Below are 18,383 nucleotides of genomic sequence, written 5' to 3' on the forward strand. Positions count from 1 at the left end.
ACATTAATTAAAAGGTTACGTTTAATCCCACATTATAAATCTTGGTTTGTGGATAGAACTGTCCGCTTCCACTTGGCGCTTCGGGGTCAAAAATCTTCACTTTGTCGATGGTAACCAGGTTCTGGCCACTTACATATACCCGGAGGTTTTGCAATCCAATCCGTTTGCAAAGGGCAGTAGGTATGTTGTAACCAAGATCCAGGGTTTTTAAACGGACATAGTTGGTATTCCAATACCAGAAAGTATTCTGGCGGTTTACCCAGTACTCACGGTCACGGTCGTACGCTCTTGGCCATGATCCGTTGATATTGTCTTCTGTCCAACGGTCTTTTACATATGCCATGGGGAAGTTACCGATCAAACCGGATTCTGTACGCAGGTACTGGCTTGCGCCGGTAGCGCCCTGCCACAGCATGGTGAAGTCGAAGTTTTTGAACTTGGCGGTCATGGTCAACCCGAAAATCCAGGTAGGATTTTCTGTGCGATCCATGCGGATACGATCCAGGTCATCAATAGCGCCATCGCCGTTTTTGTCCAGGAAGATAACATCGCCGGCTCTTGCGCCGCCAACGTGCGGGCTTTTGTCCACTTCATCCTGTGTTTTGTAGATGCCAATAGCCTGGTAATATAGTGGCGCGCCTATCTGTTTGCCGGTAGCCTGCTGATATGCGGGCAGGTTCGGTGTTTCGTCGAAGAACAGTACTTTATTTTCTGCGTGGGTAACGGTTCCTATAATTTCATAATGGAATTTTTTGATGTCGTTCTTGTGGCTCAGCACCAGTTCAAACCCTTTGTTTTCCACTTTGGCGATATTTTCCTGTGGCAGGGTCATACCGGTATAACCGGGCATCGACTGGCTGCGGCTGGCGAGGATATTGGATCTTTTGGTCAGGAAGTAATCTCCTTCAAAGGCCAGTTTATCTCCCAGTATTTTTGCTTCGATACCGAAATCATAGTTGTTGGCTACTTCCCAGGTAATAGACTCGTTCGGTGACCGCAGCTGGTAAAGGCCCTTATTCAGGTCGCCGCCCAGCATTACGCCGCCGGCACTGAAGCCATAGGTGCTCAGGTATTGGAACGGATCGATTTGGTCATTACCCATTTGGCCCCAGGATGCGCGCACTTTAAAGTAGTCCAGTGTGCGGATGCTTTTTTTCCAGAAGGCTTCATTAGACAATACCCAACCTGCCGAAGCGCCGGGGAACAGCCCCATACGGCGGCCTTCCGGGAAATTCTGGGAGCCATCGTAACGCATGTTGTAATCAAACAGGTAAGTTTCCTTGTAGTTATAGGATATACGCCCGAAGTAATTGCGGCGCGCATATTCAAAGCCGCTGCCGGCATTATTCTTTTCTTTGTCGCCGCCCAAATTCAACTGGTCCAGCTTATCACTGATAAAGTACCTGCGGTTTGCAGAGAAGCCGTCATTTTTCAGTGTGGCCTGTTCAAAGGCGATGAAGCTGCTGAGATTATGCTTCCCGAAAGAACGTACATAATTCACTTTGAAGTTGACAGTGGTTTGGCGCAGCGTACTAAACTGTTCCGTTAGTTCAGGTGCGCTTACACCCCTGGAACCCGCATTCAGCTTATGCGTAGGATCATTGGCATCCGCCAGCGTGTATAACGTCCACGGTTTAATGTACGATTTGTAGAAGTCGAAGTTCTGATCGTAGGCAAAGCTACCATCTACAAACAATCCTTCTACACCCGGAATATTTACAACGGCCGACATGTTGGTGTTGATCACATAGTTCTTATCGTTGGTGTAACCGATTGCATTTGTTCCTGTAACAACGGGGTTATCGCCGTATTCAATATCAGGTCCGGGCAGTCCGTTTGGCCAGATAGCGTTTTCTGTAGGGCGGCCGCGCATCAGGGATCTGAAAATAGAGCCGGCGCTGCGTGGAGGGAAGTTCCTGTTTTCCAGGCGTCCTGCCAGGTCGAAACGCAGGCGGATGTAATCACTCACTACTGCATCGAGGTTGGCCCTTACATTTTGTTGTTTGTAATTGGTGGCACTGCTTTTATAAATACCATCCTGGAATAAGGATCCGAGGGAAACGTAGTAAGACATTTTTTCTGTACCGCCACTGAGCGACAGATCATGCCTGTTTTGCAAAGAGTATTTTTTAATCGCCGCATCGTACCAGTTGGTATTGGGATATAGCCACGGATCGGAGCCGTCTCCAAATTTCTTGATCTGTTCATCTGTATACTTCGGAGCGTCTCCTCCATACTTTAAAATTTCGTTCACCACTTTGGCGTATGTAGGCGCATCTGCCATTTCCGGCAGCCTGGTAGGCGTTACAAACGACTGGTTGAAGCCGTAGCTCAGGGTCGGTTTACCTCCTTTACCGCGTTTGGTGGTAACGAGGATAACGCCATTGGCCGCGCGGGAACCATAAATGGCCGCGGCAGCATCTTTCAGAATGGACACACTTTCGATGTCGTTGGGGTTCATGCGCTCAAAACCATCGCGCGGGAAACCATCAATTACAACGAGCGGATTACTGTTACCTAAAGTACTGCGGCCACGGATAAAAATACGGGAGCCGTCGTAACCGGGCTCTCCACTGTTGTTAACGGCAATAATGCCGGGAATACGGCCAACAAGCGAGTTAGAGATATTAACGTTGGGTGACTGCTGTAACTCGGCGCCTTTTACAGAGGATACTGCGCCGGTTTTTGTAACTTTTTTCTGTGTACCATAACCTACTACTACGTACTCGTCCAGGGTTTTCTGGTTCTCTTTCAATACAACATTCTGGGTTGTCTTTCCGTCTATTTTCACCTCCTGTGCATCAAAGCCAATGTACTGGAATACGAGTACCGCATCTTTTTTAACATCGGTTAATACATAGTTGCCTTTTTCATCGGAGGTGGCGCCTTTCCTGGTGTCTTTCACCAACACTGTAACCCCGGGCAGCGGGTTACCGTTGATGTCTTTTACCTTTCCCTTAACTGTTAGATTTCCTTGTTGCCATACACTGGGTAATGGCGCGCGCGCAGTGATGGCGCTGCTGGTGGTCGCAAACAGGCATAGCAATAGCATAGCCTTTGCATAACGTGGGTTCATGCTACAAGTGATTTTGGAAGATGATGAAAATTTGTCTGTTAACTAGCTTTTCATAACGACGAAACGGGTATTCATGTCTATGTAAGATAAACATGAAAAGTTTAATTATTTTCTAAAAATAAATGTCTCAAATACAATTATTTTAAATTTTCTTCCTTAAAAAAAGAATAAATGTAATTTTTACTCGTATGAGTATGCGAGCGGCTAACCGGAGTACCTGGTTATTATATTATTAAAAAACCACTGGCAAACAGCCCAGCGGTTTTTTTTGCATAATTTTATACCCTGAAGCGTTATTTAAACGTTATAGTAACATCAACCATGTGGTTTTATGAAAAAACGTTACTTTCTCATAGCTATCCTTTCAATGGTTACCTTATTGTTCTCCTGCAGTAAGGAAATGAGCGATGAAGGAGAAGGTACACTACCTTCCAACAGCAATTGCGAATATGCCCCCTATACGAACGGCTCCTCCTTTTCCTACATAAACGTAAATAGCTCCGAAGACACGACCAGCTACACCCTCACGGTTTCAGAAGATACTACCATCAACGGTGTTGTGTATAAAAAAGTGGGTAACGACAGCGTATTTACCTGCTCCAACTGTAAAGATGGCATCTATACACAGGTGGCCAGCATCCTTACTTTCCAGGGTTACAGCGCCGACAGCCTGGAGCTTACTTATCTGAAAGACAACGTGCCCGTGGGCACCAGCTGGAAAGATACCATTACCGTGAACAACGGCGGAGTGACCACATCCGGCATCCTGGAGTTTACCATTACAGAAAAGGATATCACCAAAACGGTGGGTGGCAAAAACTACGCCTCCGTGATTGCCGTAAAAATGGATGCCTATGCCATTGTTTTTGGCAACCCGGTTTCTGTAGGCACCATCTCCACCAGCTATTACGGCAAAGGAGTAGGACTGATAGAAGCTGATCAGCTGCACGACACCACCACCATCGTTTCCTATACCATAAAGCCTTAATAGGCTGTGCTCACCATCGTGAGCAGCCGCTCCACCGCCCTTCTCACACTGGTAGCGGATTCATGATGATTATTCACCAATACACTGAATACCAGCGTTCTCTTTTTCTTCGTTTCCAGGTAACCACTCAAAGCTACTACGCCATTCAGCGTACCCGTTTTGGCATGTACTTTCTGTTGCTGGTAATAGTTCTTTAATGTTCCCCTCCCACCAGTGGGGAAAATCTGCCAGAGGCGTTCCTTCGGGAACTGTTCGCGCATCAGGGTGAGCAGGGTTACAAAATCGCGGGGCGTAAACAGGTTATACCGGGAAAGCCCCGAGCCATCCTCCCACTGCGGCGGATGCGGCAGGTTTTTGAGGTTGCCGGTAAGCAGGTACTTAATTGTGCGGGTGCTGCTGATAGTGTCCCATAAAGCGGAAGCTGCCATCATCAGCGTTTGCTCTGCAAAAAAGTTATCACTTCGCTCCATCATCGGTATAAACAACGAATCTGCCGGGATACTTTTCAGTATTTTGAAGTTGCCGGCCGGCGGTATAACGGCCAGCCCTATACGTTTATGCAGCGTGTCTTCCAGCCGCTGCCGCAACTCCTGTACAGACCCGGTAATAAAAGGAACTTCCGCGTTCTCCAATGCCTTATCCTTCGGGTTGTATTTCAGGTAGAATAAATTATTCCGTTCGTCTCTCGAGGTGATCGTTTCGCTCAGGGTATCATCTTCCGCAATATCCAGGTCATAGAAAGCAGGCACAATACTGTTGTTATTCCCCTGGTGACGGATACGTACCACATTCCCGTACATGGGCCATTCGTTCAGCTCCGGCTGATAGTCGTCGGCATAATCACCCCAGCCCCATCCCGGGCCGAAACGTTGGTTGGCATTCACGCCGGGTACCAGGTAAATCTTTTTAGTGGTTTGCAGCAACAGCTGCAGCAGGGGTTGATAGTGATAGTCGGGGTGCAGAAAAGACGGATCTCCCATTCCCTTTACAAAAAGGGCCGTATCATTTTCATAATACCGCGCCGCGGGAAGGGAATCTCCCAGCAGCTTTAATCCTGCATACAACGAGAAGATCTTGGTATTGGATGCGGGGGTGAAAAACTTATTGTCCTGGTATTGATACCAGTATTTTCCGGTAGCCGGTTCATAAATACAGATGCCCACATGCGCCTGCTCCATTGGTATTTTATGAAGCAATTCTGCTTCCGCCCATTTCTTTATCGCCGCCACCTGGGCTGTTACACTTCCCCCGGTTATAATGGATATAATTACTACCAGTAATTTTTTCATAGATGGAAATTACGAATTGTGCATTACGAAACAGGGATTTGTGAGAAGACCATTTTGATCTTCCCCCAAATCCCTGATCCGTTCTTTACCTGGTAATGTTTATCAGGTAAAATATTTGGTAATACCTGGTTTTGCGTAAGCATAATTACCAGATGCATCCGGCATAACCGGTGGCTGCGCATCAAATGAGTATGATTTAGGATGCAGGTCCAGACCTGAGTTCAGCGCTACATTCCAGTCGATCACCTGACCGGAATAAGTAGCCAAACGGCCTATAATAGCAGAAAGGGTGGCTTGTGCGCCTCTTTCCGCATCTGCAAATTTGTATTCGCCTTTGGCAATGGCGGCAAACAGTTCATCGTGTTCCGTCTGGTAAGGATTGTTTTCCTTCTTCTTATCAAACTGGTACAACACTTTGCCTTTATGGTCCACTATCTGGGCTTTATCACAGAAGATGCGGCCCTTTGTTCCTATAATTTCCTCGTCTACTTTGCTGGGAGCGTCTTTCCAGTGGCGGCACTGGCTGTTCATTACTACGCCGTTGGCATAACGATACTCCACAAAGTGGTGGTCAAATATTTCACCGAACTCCTTGCCGGTACGCACGGCACGGCCGCCCATACCTCCTGCGGTAACAGGAGTAGCGCCCATAAACCAGTTGCCTACGTCAATATTGTGGATATGCTGTTCTACGATATGATCGCCGCACAGCCAGTTGAAATAATACCAGTTACGCATCTGGTATTCCATTTCAGTATATTCAGGTTTGCGCGGTTTTACCCAAAGCGCGCCCTGGTTCCACCACACCTGTGCCGACAGCATATCACCGATCATGCCGTCCTGGAAGCGTTTGTATAATTCGCGGTAAGAATTCTGGTAGCGGCGTTGTAAACCTACTACTACGTTCAGTTTCTTGGTTTTAGCTACCGCAGCAGCTTCCAGTACTTTTTTAATACCGGCGGGATCTGTTGCTACCGGTTTTTCCATGAAGATGTGTTTCCCCTGTTTAACCGCTTCTTCAAAATGAATGGGTCTGAAACCGGGAGGGGTGGCGAGGATCACTACATCTGCCAGCGCAATGGCTTGTTTGTAGGCATCGAAGCCGATAAATTTATTGCCTTCCGGAACGTTTACCCGGCTGGCTTTGTCGCCCAGTGCTTCTTTAATATCATTGAAGCTGTTATTCAACCTGTCGGGGAAGGCATCTGCCATCGCTACCAGCTGCACATTTTCTTTTGTGCTGAGTGCCTGTGTAGCAGCGCCGGTACCACGGCCTCCGCAGCCAATGAGGGCTATTTTGATAACACCGGTAGATCCTGAGAAATAATTAGCTTTTGATAAAATAGGCATAGCCAGCAAACCGCCAGCAAGCAAAGTAGTTTGCTTTACGAATTCGCGGCGGCCTTCACCGTGGAATTTCTTTTCGTTGTCCATAAATGAATAAGATTTTTAGATTTTTGGATGTTGAATCTTTCTAGCGTGCACCTTTATATTTTGCGATCATCTCTTCAAAAAATGCTGTGGCTTCTGCTGCCGTTGGTTGTTTCACGGGTCTTACTATTCTGAAGCCAACAAAGGGGGCGTCTGCATTCCACCAGGAGCTTTTAGGAATCTGTGGATCGCGGCGGTTCCAGATGGGGTCCGACTTCAGGCGGGCGGCGCTGCGAAGCAGCGGGGCTTCATCCTGGAAACTGCCACCTTTCAGCAGCCGCGGGGTTTTAGCAGTTGGCTGTGTCCAGGGATCAGTAGCAGCCGCGTTGGCTACGCCATTTTCGTCGTATTGATCCAATGTCCATTCTTCCACATTGCCCAGCATATCATATAATCCCCAGGCATTGGGTTTCAGCTGTCCCACCTTATGGTATTTATTATCACTGTTGCCCTGGAACCAGGCATACTCTTTCAGCTGACCGGCATCGGCGCCAAAAGGATACGCGGTGGTGGAACCTGCCCGGCAAGCGTATTCCCACTCTGCCGCGGTGGGCAGGCGGTAAAAGACACCGGTTTTTATATACAACCACTGGCAATACATCAGGGCCGCATACTGGCTCATACTGTTGGCGGGGAATCCACCGGATTTACCCATGCCCAGCGTAAGATCAATATATGGCGGGCTGGGACGGGTCATCCCGTCTGGTGTGGGTGTTTTATCCTTTTCCGCATCAGCATATATATCGTATTCGTCAAAAGTAACTTCAGTGGCGCCCATCCAGAAATCAGACACGCTTACCTTCTTTGCCGGGCCTTCATCTTTATTCCTTCCTTTTTCACTGTCGGGGCTTCCCAGTTGAAAGCTTCCCCCTTGTATAGGTACCATTTTAAAACTAACATCGGTTCCGGGGATCTGCTGGCTATAAGCTTCGAACGCCTGCTTTGATTGTGCTAAAACAACAACCTGGCTGAGCAATCCGCCCAGCATTAAGGTCACATACGGTTTAATCATCTAACGTGTTTGAAAATATAAGTGGGTGAATCTAAAAAAAACTAACGGGGAAAGCAATATTTTTTTATGAATGCGAAAATGAGCTGATGAATTGAAAAATTTTCATCAATATTAGTATTTCCTTAGAAAAGCGATTAAATTTAGCTCCCTGTCAATTATATAATCAATCAAACGTTATGGAAAGAAGAAAATTCCTGCAAAACGGCGCCCTGGCCGGTATTTCAGCGCTGGCAATGGGAGGCATCAGCAACACTGCACAAGCCGCCGGCGATAACAATGCCAGCCTGGCCGGAAAGCCGTTTAACATGAACTATGGCCCGCATGACGGCATGTTTAAAAACAGCGCTAATGGTGGTAACTTCCTGGACCAGATAAAATATATGTACGATCAGGGATTCCGGTCTATCGAAGACAATGGCATGCTGGGACGCTCTCCTGAGGAACAATCCAAAATAGGCGACCTCCTGAATAAATTAGGGATGACCATGGGCGTGTTCGTAGTAGATACCGGCAATAACTGGAAACCTTCCCTGGCCACAGGCAAACAGGAATTTAAAGATGCCTTTATTAAAACCTGCAAAGCCAGCGTAGAAACAGCCAAACGCTGCAATGCCAAATGGGCTACCGTAGTACCCGGCTACTTTGAACGCACACTTCCTATCGGTGTTCAAACCGCACATGTAATCGACGCACTACGCAGCGGCGCGGAAATTTTCGAACCGCATGGCCTCATCATGGTGCTGGAACCACTGAGCGATAACCCCGACCTGTTTCTCCGTACTGCTGAACAAAGCTTTGAAATATGCAAGGCCGTTAAAAGCCCTTCCTGCAAAATATTATACGACATCTACCATATGCAGCGCAATACCGGCAACCTTATTCCTGTAATGGACTGGTGCTGGGACGAAATTGCCTACATCCAGATCGGCGATAACCCCGGTCGTAAGGAACCAGGCACCGGTGAAATCAATTATAAAAACATCTTTAAACATCTCCATAACAAAGGATATAAAGGTGTATTAGGCATGGAACATGGGATGGCCGGAAAAGGAAAAGAAGGCGAAGACGCACTGATAAAAGCATACCGCGAAGCAGACAGCTTTATATAACCACTGATATTTAGCTGTTGGCAGCAGATTACATGCCGGCCGCCAACAGCTAAACTTTGCCATTCACTTTTTTTTTCGCTAACTTAACTAGTAAAATGATCTACAATGGGTTTCCTGCTTCGTATACTAGTTAGTGCTTTGGCTGCCATGTTAACCGCTTACCTGCTGAAACCGGCAGTAAAAGTAGATAGCTTCATCACCGCGCTGATATTGGCGCTGGTGTTAGCACTGTTAAATGCCCTGGTTAAACCCCTGCTCATTTTACTCACGTTCCCGGTAACTATTGTTACCCTCGGGCTTTTCCTCTTTGTTATCAATGCCCTGATCATCCTGCTGGCCGCTAAACTGGTACCCGGTTTTAAAGTGGACGGTTTTTGGTGGGCCCTGCTTTTCAGTATAGTTATGACCATCATCAACAGCGTTATGATCAGCCTTGCCGGCGGTAACAACGATTAGCCATTACCTTTACTGCCTGTTAAAAAGCCAATTCATGCACTTTGACCGGTCAGACTTGAACGACGCGCAATTACAGTCTTTCTATAAAGCATTGGTATACCCGCGGCTTATAGAGGAAAAAATGCTGCTGTTACTTCGGCAGGGTAAAATAAGTAAATGGTTTTCAGGCATCGGCCAGGAGGCTATTGCGGTAGGCGCCACCCTGGCGCTGGAACCAGACGAGTGGATACTCCCCCTGCATCGTAACCTCGGTGTGTTTACAACCCGTGAAATGCCCCTCCACAAACTACTGCAGCAATGGCAGGGAAGTGAAAACGGCTACAGTAAAGGTCGCGAACGCTCCTTTCACTTTGGCAGCAAAGCACATCATATTTGCGGCATGATCTCGCATCTCGGTCCCCAGCTGTCTGTTGCCGATGGCATTGCACTGGCGCACCAGCTGAAAAAAGAAGAAAAGGTATCCCTCACTTTTACCGGAGAAGGCGGTACCAGCGAAGGAGAATTCCATGAAGCGCTCAATGTGGCAGCGGTATGGGGCCTGCCGGTCATCTTCCTGATAGAAAATAATGGCTACGGATTAAGTACCCCCGTCAGCGAACAATATCATTGCGCCAACCTGGTGGATAAAGCCATTGGCTACGGCATGGAAGGCGTACAGATAGATGGCAATAACCTGCTGGAAGTATATCAAACCATACGCACCGCAAGGGCCTATGCCATCAAGGAACAGAAACCCGTACTGATAGAGGCCATGACCTTCCGCATGCGCGGACATGAAGAAGCCAGCGGCATAAAATATGTGCCTCCGGAGCTGTTTGAAGCCTGGGGTAAAAAAGATCCCATCGCGCAATATGAATCCTTCCTGGTGCAGGCCAACATCCTTTCTGCAGAAAGTATTGCCGCTATCCGGGAAGAACTGAAGCATGAAATAGATGTACAGGTGGCCACGGGCTTTACCGATGTCCCTTTTACCTCCGATACGCAAACAGAACTGAATGACCTTTATGCCCCGGCGCCCGCTCCGGTAGCCGCTTTGGGGCCGTCTTCAGAAAAACGCTTTATCAACGCCTTATCTGATGGTCTTAAACAGGCGATGGAACAACACCCCGAGCTGATCCTGATGGGGCAGGACATTGCAGTTTACGGCGGCGCTTTTAAAATCACCGAAGGTTTCCTGGAGCAGTTCGGCGCAAACAGGGTGCGGAATACTCCCCTCTGCGAAAGTGCGATAATCGGCGCTGCGCTGGGCCTGTCTATCGGGGGATTCAAGAGCATGGTGGAAATGCAGTTTGCCGATTTTGTGACCTGTGGCTTCAACCAGATTGTGAACAACCTGGCCAAAATACATTACCGCTGGGGCCAGGCAGCCGATGTAGTGATCAGGATGCCCTCCGGTGGCGGTGTTGGCGCCGGTCCCTTCCATTCGCAAACCAATGAAGCGTGGTTTACCCATGTACCCGGCCTGAAAGTGGTATACCCTTCCAACCCGGCAGATGCAAAAGGCTTGCTGACCGCAGCTTTCGCCGATCCCAACCCGGTTCTGTACTTTGAGCATAAGGCACTGTATCGCAGCATCAGTGGGCCAGTACCTGATAATTATTACACCATTGAAATAGGAAAAGCCGCGCTGGTACAGCCCGGAGAAGATATCAGCATCATTACCTGGGGCAGTGGCGTGCACTGGGCATTGGAGTATGCCCAACAGCACCCGGCGCTTTCGATCGCTATATTGGACCTGCGTACCCTGCTCCCACTGGATTATGCCGCTATCCGGGAAATAGTGGCCGCAACGGGTAAAGTGCTGATCCTGCATGAAGACACGCTGACGGGTGGCTTTGGCGCGGAAATCAGCGCCTGGATCGCCGAACATTGCTTTCCCCTCCTGGATGCCCCGGTGATGCGGTGCGCCAGCCTGGATACCCCTGTGCCTTTTGCCGGCCCGCTGGAAAAAAATTTTCTCGCCAAAGCAAGGCTGGACAAGTACATTCAGCAATTAACCAGCTGGTAACCGACCGTATGATTGGGAATATGCATTGAAAGTTTTAATTTGCATCCGGAATAATATAAAATCATTATACAATGTTGATGAATCTTTTAACAGTAGTACACACCACCAACTTCTATAAAGTTGGCGATAGTATCGGAGGTTTCCTGGCTCCTGTGGCCATTATCGTTTTTGCTGCCATGTTTATCTACGCATGGGTTAAGTACGCAAAAATCTAATTGCAATAGTTTTTCACATCGCATTATAAAAAGGGGCCATCTCAATGAGATGGCCCCTTCTATGTTTAGTGTATTATTCTTCGGGAGGGATGTATTGATTATAATAGTGCTTTGTGTAACGTAAATTCTCTTCATCAAAACACACGAGGATCACTTCTTCTATTTCCGTGTTTTTCTCCAGGTACTTCACGATAGTATCCATGGCTATTTTCGCAGCAAGATCTTTAGGAAAATGATAAATGCCGGTACTGATATTGGGGAACGCGATACTTTTTAAATGATGCCGGGCCGCTAGCTCCAGTGAGTGCCGGTAGCAATTGGCTAACAGGATATCTTCTTCCCGGGTACCGTTGTTCCAAACAGGTCCTACGGTATGTATAACATGCTTTGCCGGTAAACGGCCGGCGGTAGTGATTACTGCTTCCCCGGTTTTGCATCCTCCCTGCCGGGCAACAATAGCCCTGCAATCATTGAGTATTTCCGGTCCGCCTGCGCGATGAATAGCGCCATCTACACCTCCGCCGCCTAAAAGCGAAGAGTTGGCCGCGTTAACGATGGCATCTGCCTTTACTTTCGTGATATCACCTTGAATGATGCTGATCTTTCTATGTGCCATAGGATTATACAGTTCTTACATATACCAGTTTCCCGGTTTTCTTTCCACTTTCCCTGATGTCTATTTCAAAGTCCGGAAAACTTTTTAGCAATTGCACCAGCTTATTGAATCCAAAGTTACGGGAGTCAAAATCCGGTTGTTTCTTCAGCAACAGGTTCCCGAGTTCGCCCAGGTAGGCCCATCCGTCTTCGTCTGCAATATCATTGATACTGGTGGATATTAAAGATACCAGCTGCTTATCTGCCTTACTGATGCTGTTCCGTTTATCTTTAGTGGTTTTTGTGGTTTTCTCGGTATCTGTTTTCTTTTCTCTTACCTGTAAAATTTCCAGGTAAATAAATTTGTCGCACGCGGCCCTGAAGGCGCTGGGTGTTTTTTGTTCCCCCATGCCGTATACAATCATTCCGGCCTCCCGCAAGCGGGTAGCCAACCGGGTAAAGTCGCTGTCGCTCGATACGAGGCAAAAGCCATCCACCCTGCCGGTATACAGTATATCCATCGCATCAATGATCATAGCGGAATCGGTCGCATTTTTACCGGAGGTATAACTGTATTGCTGAATGGGAGTGATCGCATAGTCCAGGAGCACCCCTTTCCATCCTACCACCGTGGGTTTTGTCCAGTCGCCGTAAATTCTTTTAAAGGTAGGATTACCATACTTGGCTATCTCTTCCAGCATCCCTTTAATATTATGATACGGGATGTTGTCAGCGTCTATCAGCACTGCCAGGCGGAGGTCTTTCGTGGTATTATCCATTGTTTTAATTTTTGGGTTGAAGGGGAACACCAACAAATGTAGCCAATTACTGAAAACTAAAAACGTGCCGGCTGCAGTTATTTACTGCCACCAGCACGTCAGTTACTTTAAGTGATCTGTTTAGCTGAGGTATGCGCGGATCATCCAGGCCAGCTTCATGTGCTTTTGCAGCATTTGTGTGGCAAAATCTGCAGCTCCTTTATCTTTATATTTCTCATCGAATTCATCGATAAGCCTGCGCAGGTTACGGATAATGGTTTCATGATCATCCAGTAATTCCTTTAGTTGTTTTTTCTGATCGTTGGAATACTCAGACTCGAGCAGGTTGGTCAGTTTCAATACATCGGCATAGCGGCCTTCTGCATAATGTCCCAATGAACGGATGTATTCTGCTACTTCATCGCCAAAGTCCTGCAGCTCTTCATATTGTGCTTCATAGAACTTATGCATTTCCATGAAATTACTTCCTTCGATATTCCAGTGAGAATTGCGTGTTTTAGCATAAATCAGTAATTCATCGGCCAGTACTTTATTCAATTCTAATGCTATTTGTTTTGTGTTTTCTGCTGAAACACCAATGTTTGCTTTCATATCATTGCGTTTTTTTGGTTACTATAAATTTAATATTTCCCTGGTTACCGGGCTATGATGATTATCATAATTTAACAACCGGTTAATATAAACAGGCTACTGCTGATTTTTGTTCATGAGATCGCCGGGGTGGCAATTACTTTGCTAAAATTGTACCATAGTTCCTAATTTTGTGTACATGTATCAGTCGAAGGAAAGCATCTACACGCTGCATTTTATACTACTTTGTCTTAGCAATGCGCTCTTTTCTGCCAGCTTCAATATGATGATCCCTGAGCTGCCGGCCTATCTTACCCGGATGGGCGGCGCGGATTATAAAGGATATATTATTGGCCTGTTCACCTTAATGGCGGGGCTGTCGAGGCCATTCAGCGGTAAGCTTACGGATACAATAGGACGTGTGCCTGTTATGATTTTCGGGTCGCTGGTATGTGTAGTGTGCAGCCTGATTTATCCTTTAATCAGTACTGTAGGCGCATTCCTGTTACTGCGGTTCTTCCACGGGTTTTCTACGGGGTTTAAGCCTACGGGCACTTCTGCCTACGTATCCGATATGGTACCGGTTACGCGGCGTGGTGAGGCAATGGGTATGGTAGGATTATTCAGTACTATCGGTATGGCTATGGGGCCGGCTATTGGCGGATACGTGGCGGTACGATGGAATATTAACATCATGTTCCAGTTGTCTGCTGTGTTTGCGTTGTTGTCTGTAGTTATTCTCATAGGCATGAAAGAAACCCTTACCAATAAGCAGCCGTTCCGGTTTTCCCTGCTAAAGATCTCCGGTAGTGAGATTTTTGAACCATTGGTTTGGTCTCCGGTGATCATCACTTTCCTTACTTATTTCAGTTATGGCGCTATTCTTACTATCATCCCGGATTTCAGCGCTTTCCTGGGGATAAGCAATAAAGGTCTTTTCTTTACTTTCTTTACGGTGAGCTCTATCGGGATCCGGCTATTGGCGGGCAGGGTATCAGATCAGTTTGGCCGTGTACCTGTTTTAAAGATCTCAGCGCTGATGATGGCTGGCTCCATGCTGATGATGGCGCTGGCGCACAATAGCATATTACTGCTTTCCTCAGCGGTGGTATATGGAATTTCCGTGGGGCTGAACTCCCCTGCCGTTACCGCCTGGACGGTAGATCTGGGCCGGCCGGAACACCGCGGGCGCGCGCTGGCCAGCATGTATATTGCTATGGAAGCCGGTATTGGCCTCGGGGCTTACTTTTCAGCCTTCATCTATAATAATCACGCGACTAATTTCCCTCTTACGTTCTATATATTTGCCGGCATTACACTAATGGCCACTTTATATCTCAGTTTTATTTATAAGCCCCGGAAGGCCGCAGACGCTATTCACTAACATCTGCATCAGCAATCCCGGTTGCAGGGATTACGGTAATCTGCTCTTCTTCCTCAGGCAATGACAAGTCAGCCGCCGGATCTGCCAGCAAATCTTTTGGTAGCACCTTTTTATTATCAAGCCCCAGTTTGCGCATTCTTTCGGCGCGGCCCACCAGGTTGCCATTCCCGCTGGAGAGCTTATTCATAGCGCTTTCATAAACATTCTGGCTACGTTTCAGGTGTTCCCCGATCAGGCCCATATCTTCTGCAAAGCCTACAAACTTATCATACAAGGCGCTTCCCTGCCTCACTATTTCTTCCGCATTCTTATTTTGTTTATCCAGTCGCCACATATTATCAATCACGCGTAAAGTGGCCAGTAAAGACGGTACGCTCACCAGTATGATCCTTTTACGGAAAGCGAAATCATACAAGTCTTCCTCCACCTGCATAATGGCCAGGGCATAAGCCGGCTCAATAGGAATAAACAACATCACAAAGTCGGTGGTGTTCTTGTATAGCGTATGATACGCTTTAGCGCTAAGTTCCGTTACATGGTTCTTCACCGATTGCAGGTGCATCCTGAGGGCATGCTTTTTTTCTTCTTCGTTGGTGGCACTGCAATATTGTTCATATGCCTTCAGCGATACTTTGGAATCGATCACCAGTTGCCTGTTTTCCGGCAGCTGCAATACCAGGTCGGGTTTTCTCAGTTGCCCTGTTTCATCACGTTGCGCATCCTGGGTAAAGTAATGCACTCCCTTTTCCAATCCGGAAGCCTCCAATACCCTTTCCAGGATCATTTCCCCCCAGTTTCCCTGTTTCTTCGTGTCTGCCTTCAGGGCGTTCGTTAAGTTATTCGCCTCCTTAGACAATGTTTGATTGAGCAGTAACAGCCGCTGCAACTCGTTTTTCAATTCGGTGCGCTGCGCCGTTTCCGCTACCAGCGATTGCTGCACACTACTGCGGAAGTTGTCGATCTTCTCCGCCAGCGGCTTCAGTACGTCGTCCATTTTCACTTTGTTCTGCTCCATGAACGTACCGGAAATACGGTGCAACAACTGCTGCGCTATATTCTCAAACTGGATTTTAAAATCCTGCTGTACCTGTTGCAGCCGTTCCTTTTCCCCGCTCAACTGCAGCTGGAGGTATTTATTCTGCTCCATGATACGGCCCTGCTCAGACATCAGCACCGAAAACTCTTCGTTTAACCGTTCCAGTTGTTCCTGCTTCTCTTTTACTAACATCCCTTTATCATCCAGCATATTCTGCAGGTACTCCTGCCGGGCCTCCAGCAGGTTATACTTTTCCTGCAAGGCCGCCTGGCTGGCTTGCCAGGCCTGCTGCTGCTGCGCCAGTGCCGCTTCCTGCACCCGCTGCTGCTGTTTAGCCGCGAATAAAAGATAGCCAAGCACCAGTATCGCAATTCCCGAAATGACTATTAATATGATCATGATAATTTCCTCTGAAAGCAAAATAACTTATTACTACGCACTGAATCTGCGTTGCGGTGAACAGATAACTTCTTCAAACATCATTAAAAAAGCAGGAACAACCGGAAATAATCCGCCCGTTCCTGCTTTCAATATAATAAACCCTGTTATAAACGTTCGTACAGCTTACGCAGTCTTTCGCGGGTCATTAACTGCTGCCAGTCTTTACCCAGCGCATTTTCCCACAATGGCGCCATACCCAGCGATACATTGATCATGGTTTCAAACTGCTCATCTGTCAAGCCTTTGGTGATTCCCTGCGGGATATCAATCTTATGCTTTTTCACCATCTGCTTGAACTTTATCACTCCCTCAGGATAAAACTCTTCCAGCTTATCAAACACAATACAGTTACCAATACCGTGCTTGGTGCCCAACAGGTAGGCCAAACCATAGCTCACGGCATGCGCCACACCCACCTGGGAATAAGCAATACTCATCCCCCCGGCATAAGAGGCCATCATGAGTTTCTCGTCGGCATCGTCATCCCACTCATCCTTTTGCAGGAAAATTTCTTCACACAGCTCCTGTGCCTTTTCACCATATGATTTACTGAACGCATTCAGGTAAGTACCTTCCAGCGATTCCACACAGTGAATAAAACAATCCATCGCAGTATAAAAACGCTGGTTTGCCTCCACGGTGCTGGTCAGCGCAGGGTCCAGTACAATCTGGTCAAACGGCGTGAAATCAGAATTCATACCCAGCTTACGGGTTGGTCCTGTTAACACACAGGTACGGCTTACTTCTGCTCCGGTACCGGAAATAGTAGGAATGCCCACTTTATATACACCGGCTACTTTCACAAGATCCCATCCCTGGTAATCCGCAGAAGAACCCGGGTTAGTCATCATCAGGGATACCGCTTTGGCCATGTCCATTACAGAGCCGCCACCAATACCAATGATACCGGATACCGTACCGAATTCCGCTTTGAGCTCATCACGGATCTTATCAACCGTTTTTGTTTTGGGCTCATCGGTCACATCAATCACCACAATTTTGTCCTTGCCTTCCAACGGAAGACGGGCCAGAAAATCATTCTTATCCTGGAAGTACTCATCCACAAAGAATATCATGGGAGCATCGCCTATGCGCCTGGGGGCCAGTATTTCACCCAGCTGATCAAAACATCCGCTGCCGTAAACTACATAGTCCACCATTTTAAAATTCCTGAATTTCATATATCCGTGTTAGTTAGGTATTATAAAAGTTTTGCTGCCTTTTCCAGGTCTTCCGGCGTATCTATTTCCACGCCCATATAAGAAGTCACTACCATTTTCATAGGAATGCCATTCTCCAGGTAACGCAAACATTCAATCTTTTCGGCCGCCTCCAGTGGCGTCATCGCCAGCTGGGTGAAATCCAGCAGGGTTTGTTTACGGAAGGCATAAATACCGATATGCTCGTAGTAAATGCTTTTGATCTCTTTATTCCGGGGATAGGGAATAACGGAACGGGAGAAGAATAAGGCGTTGAAGTTCTTATCTACCGCCACTTTCACGTAATTGGGATCTTCTATGGATGCGGGGTCTTTCAGTTCCTGCATCAGCGAAGCTACTTGTACTTTTTTTCCTTCTTCCCCTTCAAATACCTTCAACAGCTTTTCCAGCGGCTCTTTCTGTGTAAATGGCTCGTCGCCCTGCACATTCACCACAATATCCACTTCCATATCTACAACGGCTTCGGCTATACGATCGGTACCGCATTCATGCTCCTTTTTGCTCATAACGGCCTTGCCGCCGTTACTTACAATTTCATTATAGATAAGATCACTGTCTGTCACCACCATTACATCGTCGAAAACACCAGTGTTTACTGCAGATTCATAGGTTCTGAGTATCACTGTTTTATCACCCAGCTTAGCCATCATCTTACCTGGGAAGCGGGACGCCCCATAACGGGCAGGTATCAACGCTATTTTTCTCATGTAGTATGGTTTTAACTGCAAAGGCGCAGGCAACAAATATACATTGCTGCCCTGCGCCTTTACCAGAT

16 protein-coding genes are annotated in these 18,383 nt (G+C 47.3%); 6 read left to right on the top strand and 10 right to left on the bottom strand.

All coding sequences use genetic code 11. From position 1 onward, the window contains the following. Positions 1 to 7: 7 nt before the first annotated feature. Positions 8 to 3,076, bottom strand: coding sequence for a SusC/RagA family TonB-linked outer membrane protein (locus tag AB6805_RS07470; protein WP_370908813.1), 3,069 nt, complete (start codon positions 3,074 to 3,076; stop codon positions 8 to 10). Between the two features lie 331 nt (positions 3,077 to 3,407). Between AB6805_RS07470 and AB6805_RS07475 the strand changes: the two genes are divergently transcribed. Next, positions 3,408 to 4,064: a hypothetical protein gene (locus AB6805_RS07475; RefSeq protein ID WP_370908814.1), complete on the top strand. Its 657-nt coding sequence runs from the start codon at positions 3,408 to 3,410 to the stop codon at positions 4,062 to 4,064. On the opposite strand, the gene AB6805_RS07480 is transcribed toward AB6805_RS07475, so the two are convergent. The 3 genes from AB6805_RS07480 to AB6805_RS07490 all read right to left on the bottom strand — a co-directional run bounded on the left by AB6805_RS07480 (position 4,061) and on the right by AB6805_RS07490 (position 7,796). Next, positions 4,061 to 5,353 (bottom strand): D-alanyl-D-alanine carboxypeptidase/D-alanyl-D-alanine-endopeptidase, encoded by a 1,293-nt coding sequence (locus AB6805_RS07480; protein WP_370908815.1) that lies wholly within the window; start codon positions 5,351 to 5,353, stop codon positions 4,061 to 4,063. The genes AB6805_RS07475 and AB6805_RS07480 overlap by 4 nt on opposite strands. 102 nt (positions 5,354 to 5,455) lie before the next feature. Next, positions 5,456 to 6,787, bottom strand: a complete 1,332-nt coding sequence (locus AB6805_RS07485) for a Gfo/Idh/MocA family protein (RefSeq protein ID WP_370908816.1) — start codon at positions 6,785 to 6,787, stop codon at positions 5,456 to 5,458. A gap of 40 nt (positions 6,788 to 6,827) precedes the next feature. Further along, positions 6,828 to 7,796: a formylglycine-generating enzyme family protein gene (locus AB6805_RS07490; RefSeq protein ID WP_370908817.1), complete on the bottom strand. Its 969-nt coding sequence runs from the start codon at positions 7,794 to 7,796 to the stop codon at positions 6,828 to 6,830. A gap of 176 nt (positions 7,797 to 7,972) precedes the next feature. On the opposite strand from AB6805_RS07490, the gene AB6805_RS07495 reads away from it, so the two are divergent. From AB6805_RS07495 to AB6805_RS07510, 4 genes are all read left to right on the top strand, one after another. Further along, positions 7,973 to 8,905 carry a hydroxypyruvate isomerase family protein gene (locus tag AB6805_RS07495; protein ID WP_370908818.1) on the top strand — a complete coding sequence of 311 codons (933 nt, stop codon included), beginning with the start codon at positions 7,973 to 7,975 and terminating at the stop codon, positions 8,903 to 8,905. Positions 8,906 to 9,010: 105 nt separating this feature from the next. After that, complete coding sequence (locus AB6805_RS07500; RefSeq protein ID WP_370908819.1) at positions 9,011 to 9,361, top strand: phage holin family protein; 351 nt, start codon at positions 9,011 to 9,013, stop codon at positions 9,359 to 9,361. Positions 9,362 to 9,395: 34 nt separating this feature from the next. Next, positions 9,396 to 11,369, top strand: coding sequence for a thiamine pyrophosphate-dependent enzyme (locus AB6805_RS07505; protein ID WP_370908820.1), 1,974 nt, complete (start codon positions 9,396 to 9,398; stop codon positions 11,367 to 11,369). Between the two features lie 71 nt (positions 11,370 to 11,440). Next, positions 11,441 to 11,584 (top strand): hypothetical protein, encoded by a 144-nt coding sequence (locus AB6805_RS07510; protein WP_370908821.1) that lies wholly within the window; start codon positions 11,441 to 11,443, stop codon positions 11,582 to 11,584. A 73-nt stretch (positions 11,585 to 11,657) separates the two neighbouring features. Here AB6805_RS07510 and AB6805_RS07515 read toward each other — a convergent pair whose 3' ends face one another. The 3 genes from AB6805_RS07515 to AB6805_RS07525 all read right to left on the bottom strand — a co-directional run bounded on the left by AB6805_RS07515 (position 11,658) and on the right by AB6805_RS07525 (position 13,548). Continuing rightward, positions 11,658 to 12,200, bottom strand: coding sequence for an O-acetyl-ADP-ribose deacetylase (locus AB6805_RS07515; protein WP_370908822.1), 543 nt, complete (start codon positions 12,198 to 12,200; stop codon positions 11,658 to 11,660). Positions 12,201 to 12,204: 4 nt separating this feature from the next. Further along, positions 12,205 to 12,957 carry an NYN domain-containing protein gene (locus AB6805_RS07520; protein ID WP_079471435.1) on the bottom strand — a complete coding sequence of 251 codons (753 nt, stop codon included), beginning with the start codon at positions 12,955 to 12,957 and terminating at the stop codon, positions 12,205 to 12,207. 120 nt (positions 12,958 to 13,077) lie between these two features. Continuing rightward, a complete protein-coding gene (locus AB6805_RS07525) occupies positions 13,078 to 13,548 on the bottom strand; it encodes a Dps family protein (protein WP_370908823.1) in 471 nt (156 codons plus the stop codon). Between the two features lie 178 nt (positions 13,549 to 13,726). On the opposite strand from AB6805_RS07525, the gene AB6805_RS07530 reads away from it, so the two are divergent. Then, positions 13,727 to 14,911 carry an MFS transporter gene (locus AB6805_RS07530; RefSeq protein WP_370908824.1) on the top strand — a complete coding sequence of 395 codons (1,185 nt, stop codon included), beginning with the start codon at positions 13,727 to 13,729 and terminating at the stop codon, positions 14,909 to 14,911. On the opposite strand, the gene AB6805_RS07535 is transcribed toward AB6805_RS07530, so the two are convergent. The 3 genes from AB6805_RS07535 to kdsB form a co-directional block, all read right to left on the bottom strand. Next, positions 14,901 to 16,346, bottom strand: coding sequence for a DNA recombination protein RmuC (locus AB6805_RS07535; protein ID WP_370908825.1), 1,446 nt, complete (start codon positions 16,344 to 16,346; stop codon positions 14,901 to 14,903). The two genes, AB6805_RS07530 and AB6805_RS07535, sit on opposite strands and share 11 nt — an antisense overlap. A gap of 146 nt (positions 16,347 to 16,492) precedes the next feature. Beyond that, entirely contained in the window at positions 16,493 to 17,569 is a 1,077-nt protein-coding gene (locus tag AB6805_RS07540) for an iron-containing alcohol dehydrogenase family protein (RefSeq protein WP_370908826.1), read from the bottom strand. A 20-nt stretch (positions 17,570 to 17,589) separates the two neighbouring features. Then, positions 17,590 to 18,315 (bottom strand): 3-deoxy-manno-octulosonate cytidylyltransferase, encoded by a 726-nt coding sequence (gene kdsB / locus AB6805_RS07545; RefSeq protein WP_370908827.1) that lies wholly within the window; start codon positions 18,313 to 18,315, stop codon positions 17,590 to 17,592. Between the last annotated feature and the right edge of the window lie 68 nt (positions 18,316 to 18,383).

Source organism: Chitinophaga sp. RCC_12, from assembly GCF_041360695.1.
Lineage (GTDB): Bacteria > Bacteroidota > Bacteroidia > Chitinophagales > Chitinophagaceae > Chitinophaga.

Coding starts and splice junctions, on each gene's coding strand:
- AB6805_RS07500 (WP_370908819.1), top strand. CDS start 9,011: ATGGGTTTCCTGCTTCGTATACTAGTTAGTGCTTTGGCTGCCATGTTA.
- AB6805_RS07475 (WP_370908814.1), top strand. CDS start 3,408: ATGAAAAAACGTTACTTTCTCATAGCTATCCTTTCAATGGTTACCTTA.
- AB6805_RS07515 (WP_370908822.1), bottom strand. CDS start 12,200: ATGGCACATAGAAAGATCAGCATCATTCAAGGTGATATCACGAAAGTA.
- AB6805_RS07510 (WP_370908821.1), top strand. CDS start 11,441: ATGTTGATGAATCTTTTAACAGTAGTACACACCACCAACTTCTATAAA.
- AB6805_RS07505 (WP_370908820.1), top strand. CDS start 9,396: ATGCACTTTGACCGGTCAGACTTGAACGACGCGCAATTACAGTCTTTC.
- AB6805_RS07480 (WP_370908815.1), bottom strand. CDS start 5,353: ATGAAAAAATTACTGGTAGTAATTATATCCATTATAACCGGGGGAAGT.
- AB6805_RS07490 (WP_370908817.1), bottom strand. CDS start 7,796: ATGATTAAACCGTATGTGACCTTAATGCTGGGCGGATTGCTCAGCCAG.
- AB6805_RS07520 (WP_079471435.1), bottom strand. CDS start 12,957: ATGGATAATACCACGAAAGACCTCCGCCTGGCAGTGCTGATAGACGCT.
- AB6805_RS07485 (WP_370908816.1), bottom strand. CDS start 6,787: ATGGACAACGAAAAGAAATTCCACGGTGAAGGCCGCCGCGAATTCGTA.
- AB6805_RS07495 (WP_370908818.1), top strand. CDS start 7,973: ATGGAAAGAAGAAAATTCCTGCAAAACGGCGCCCTGGCCGGTATTTCA.
- kdsB (WP_370908827.1), bottom strand. CDS start 18,315: ATGAGAAAAATAGCGTTGATACCTGCCCGTTATGGGGCGTCCCGCTTC.
- AB6805_RS07540 (WP_370908826.1), bottom strand. CDS start 17,569: ATGAAATTCAGGAATTTTAAAATGGTGGACTATGTAGTTTACGGCAGC.
- AB6805_RS07535 (WP_370908825.1), bottom strand. CDS start 16,346: ATGATCATATTAATAGTCATTTCGGGAATTGCGATACTGGTGCTTGGC.
- AB6805_RS07530 (WP_370908824.1), top strand. CDS start 13,727: ATGTATCAGTCGAAGGAAAGCATCTACACGCTGCATTTTATACTACTT.
- AB6805_RS07470 (WP_370908813.1), bottom strand. CDS start 3,076: ATGAACCCACGTTATGCAAAGGCTATGCTATTGCTATGCCTGTTTGCG.
- AB6805_RS07525 (WP_370908823.1), bottom strand. CDS start 13,548: ATGAAAGCAAACATTGGTGTTTCAGCAGAAAACACAAAACAAATAGCA.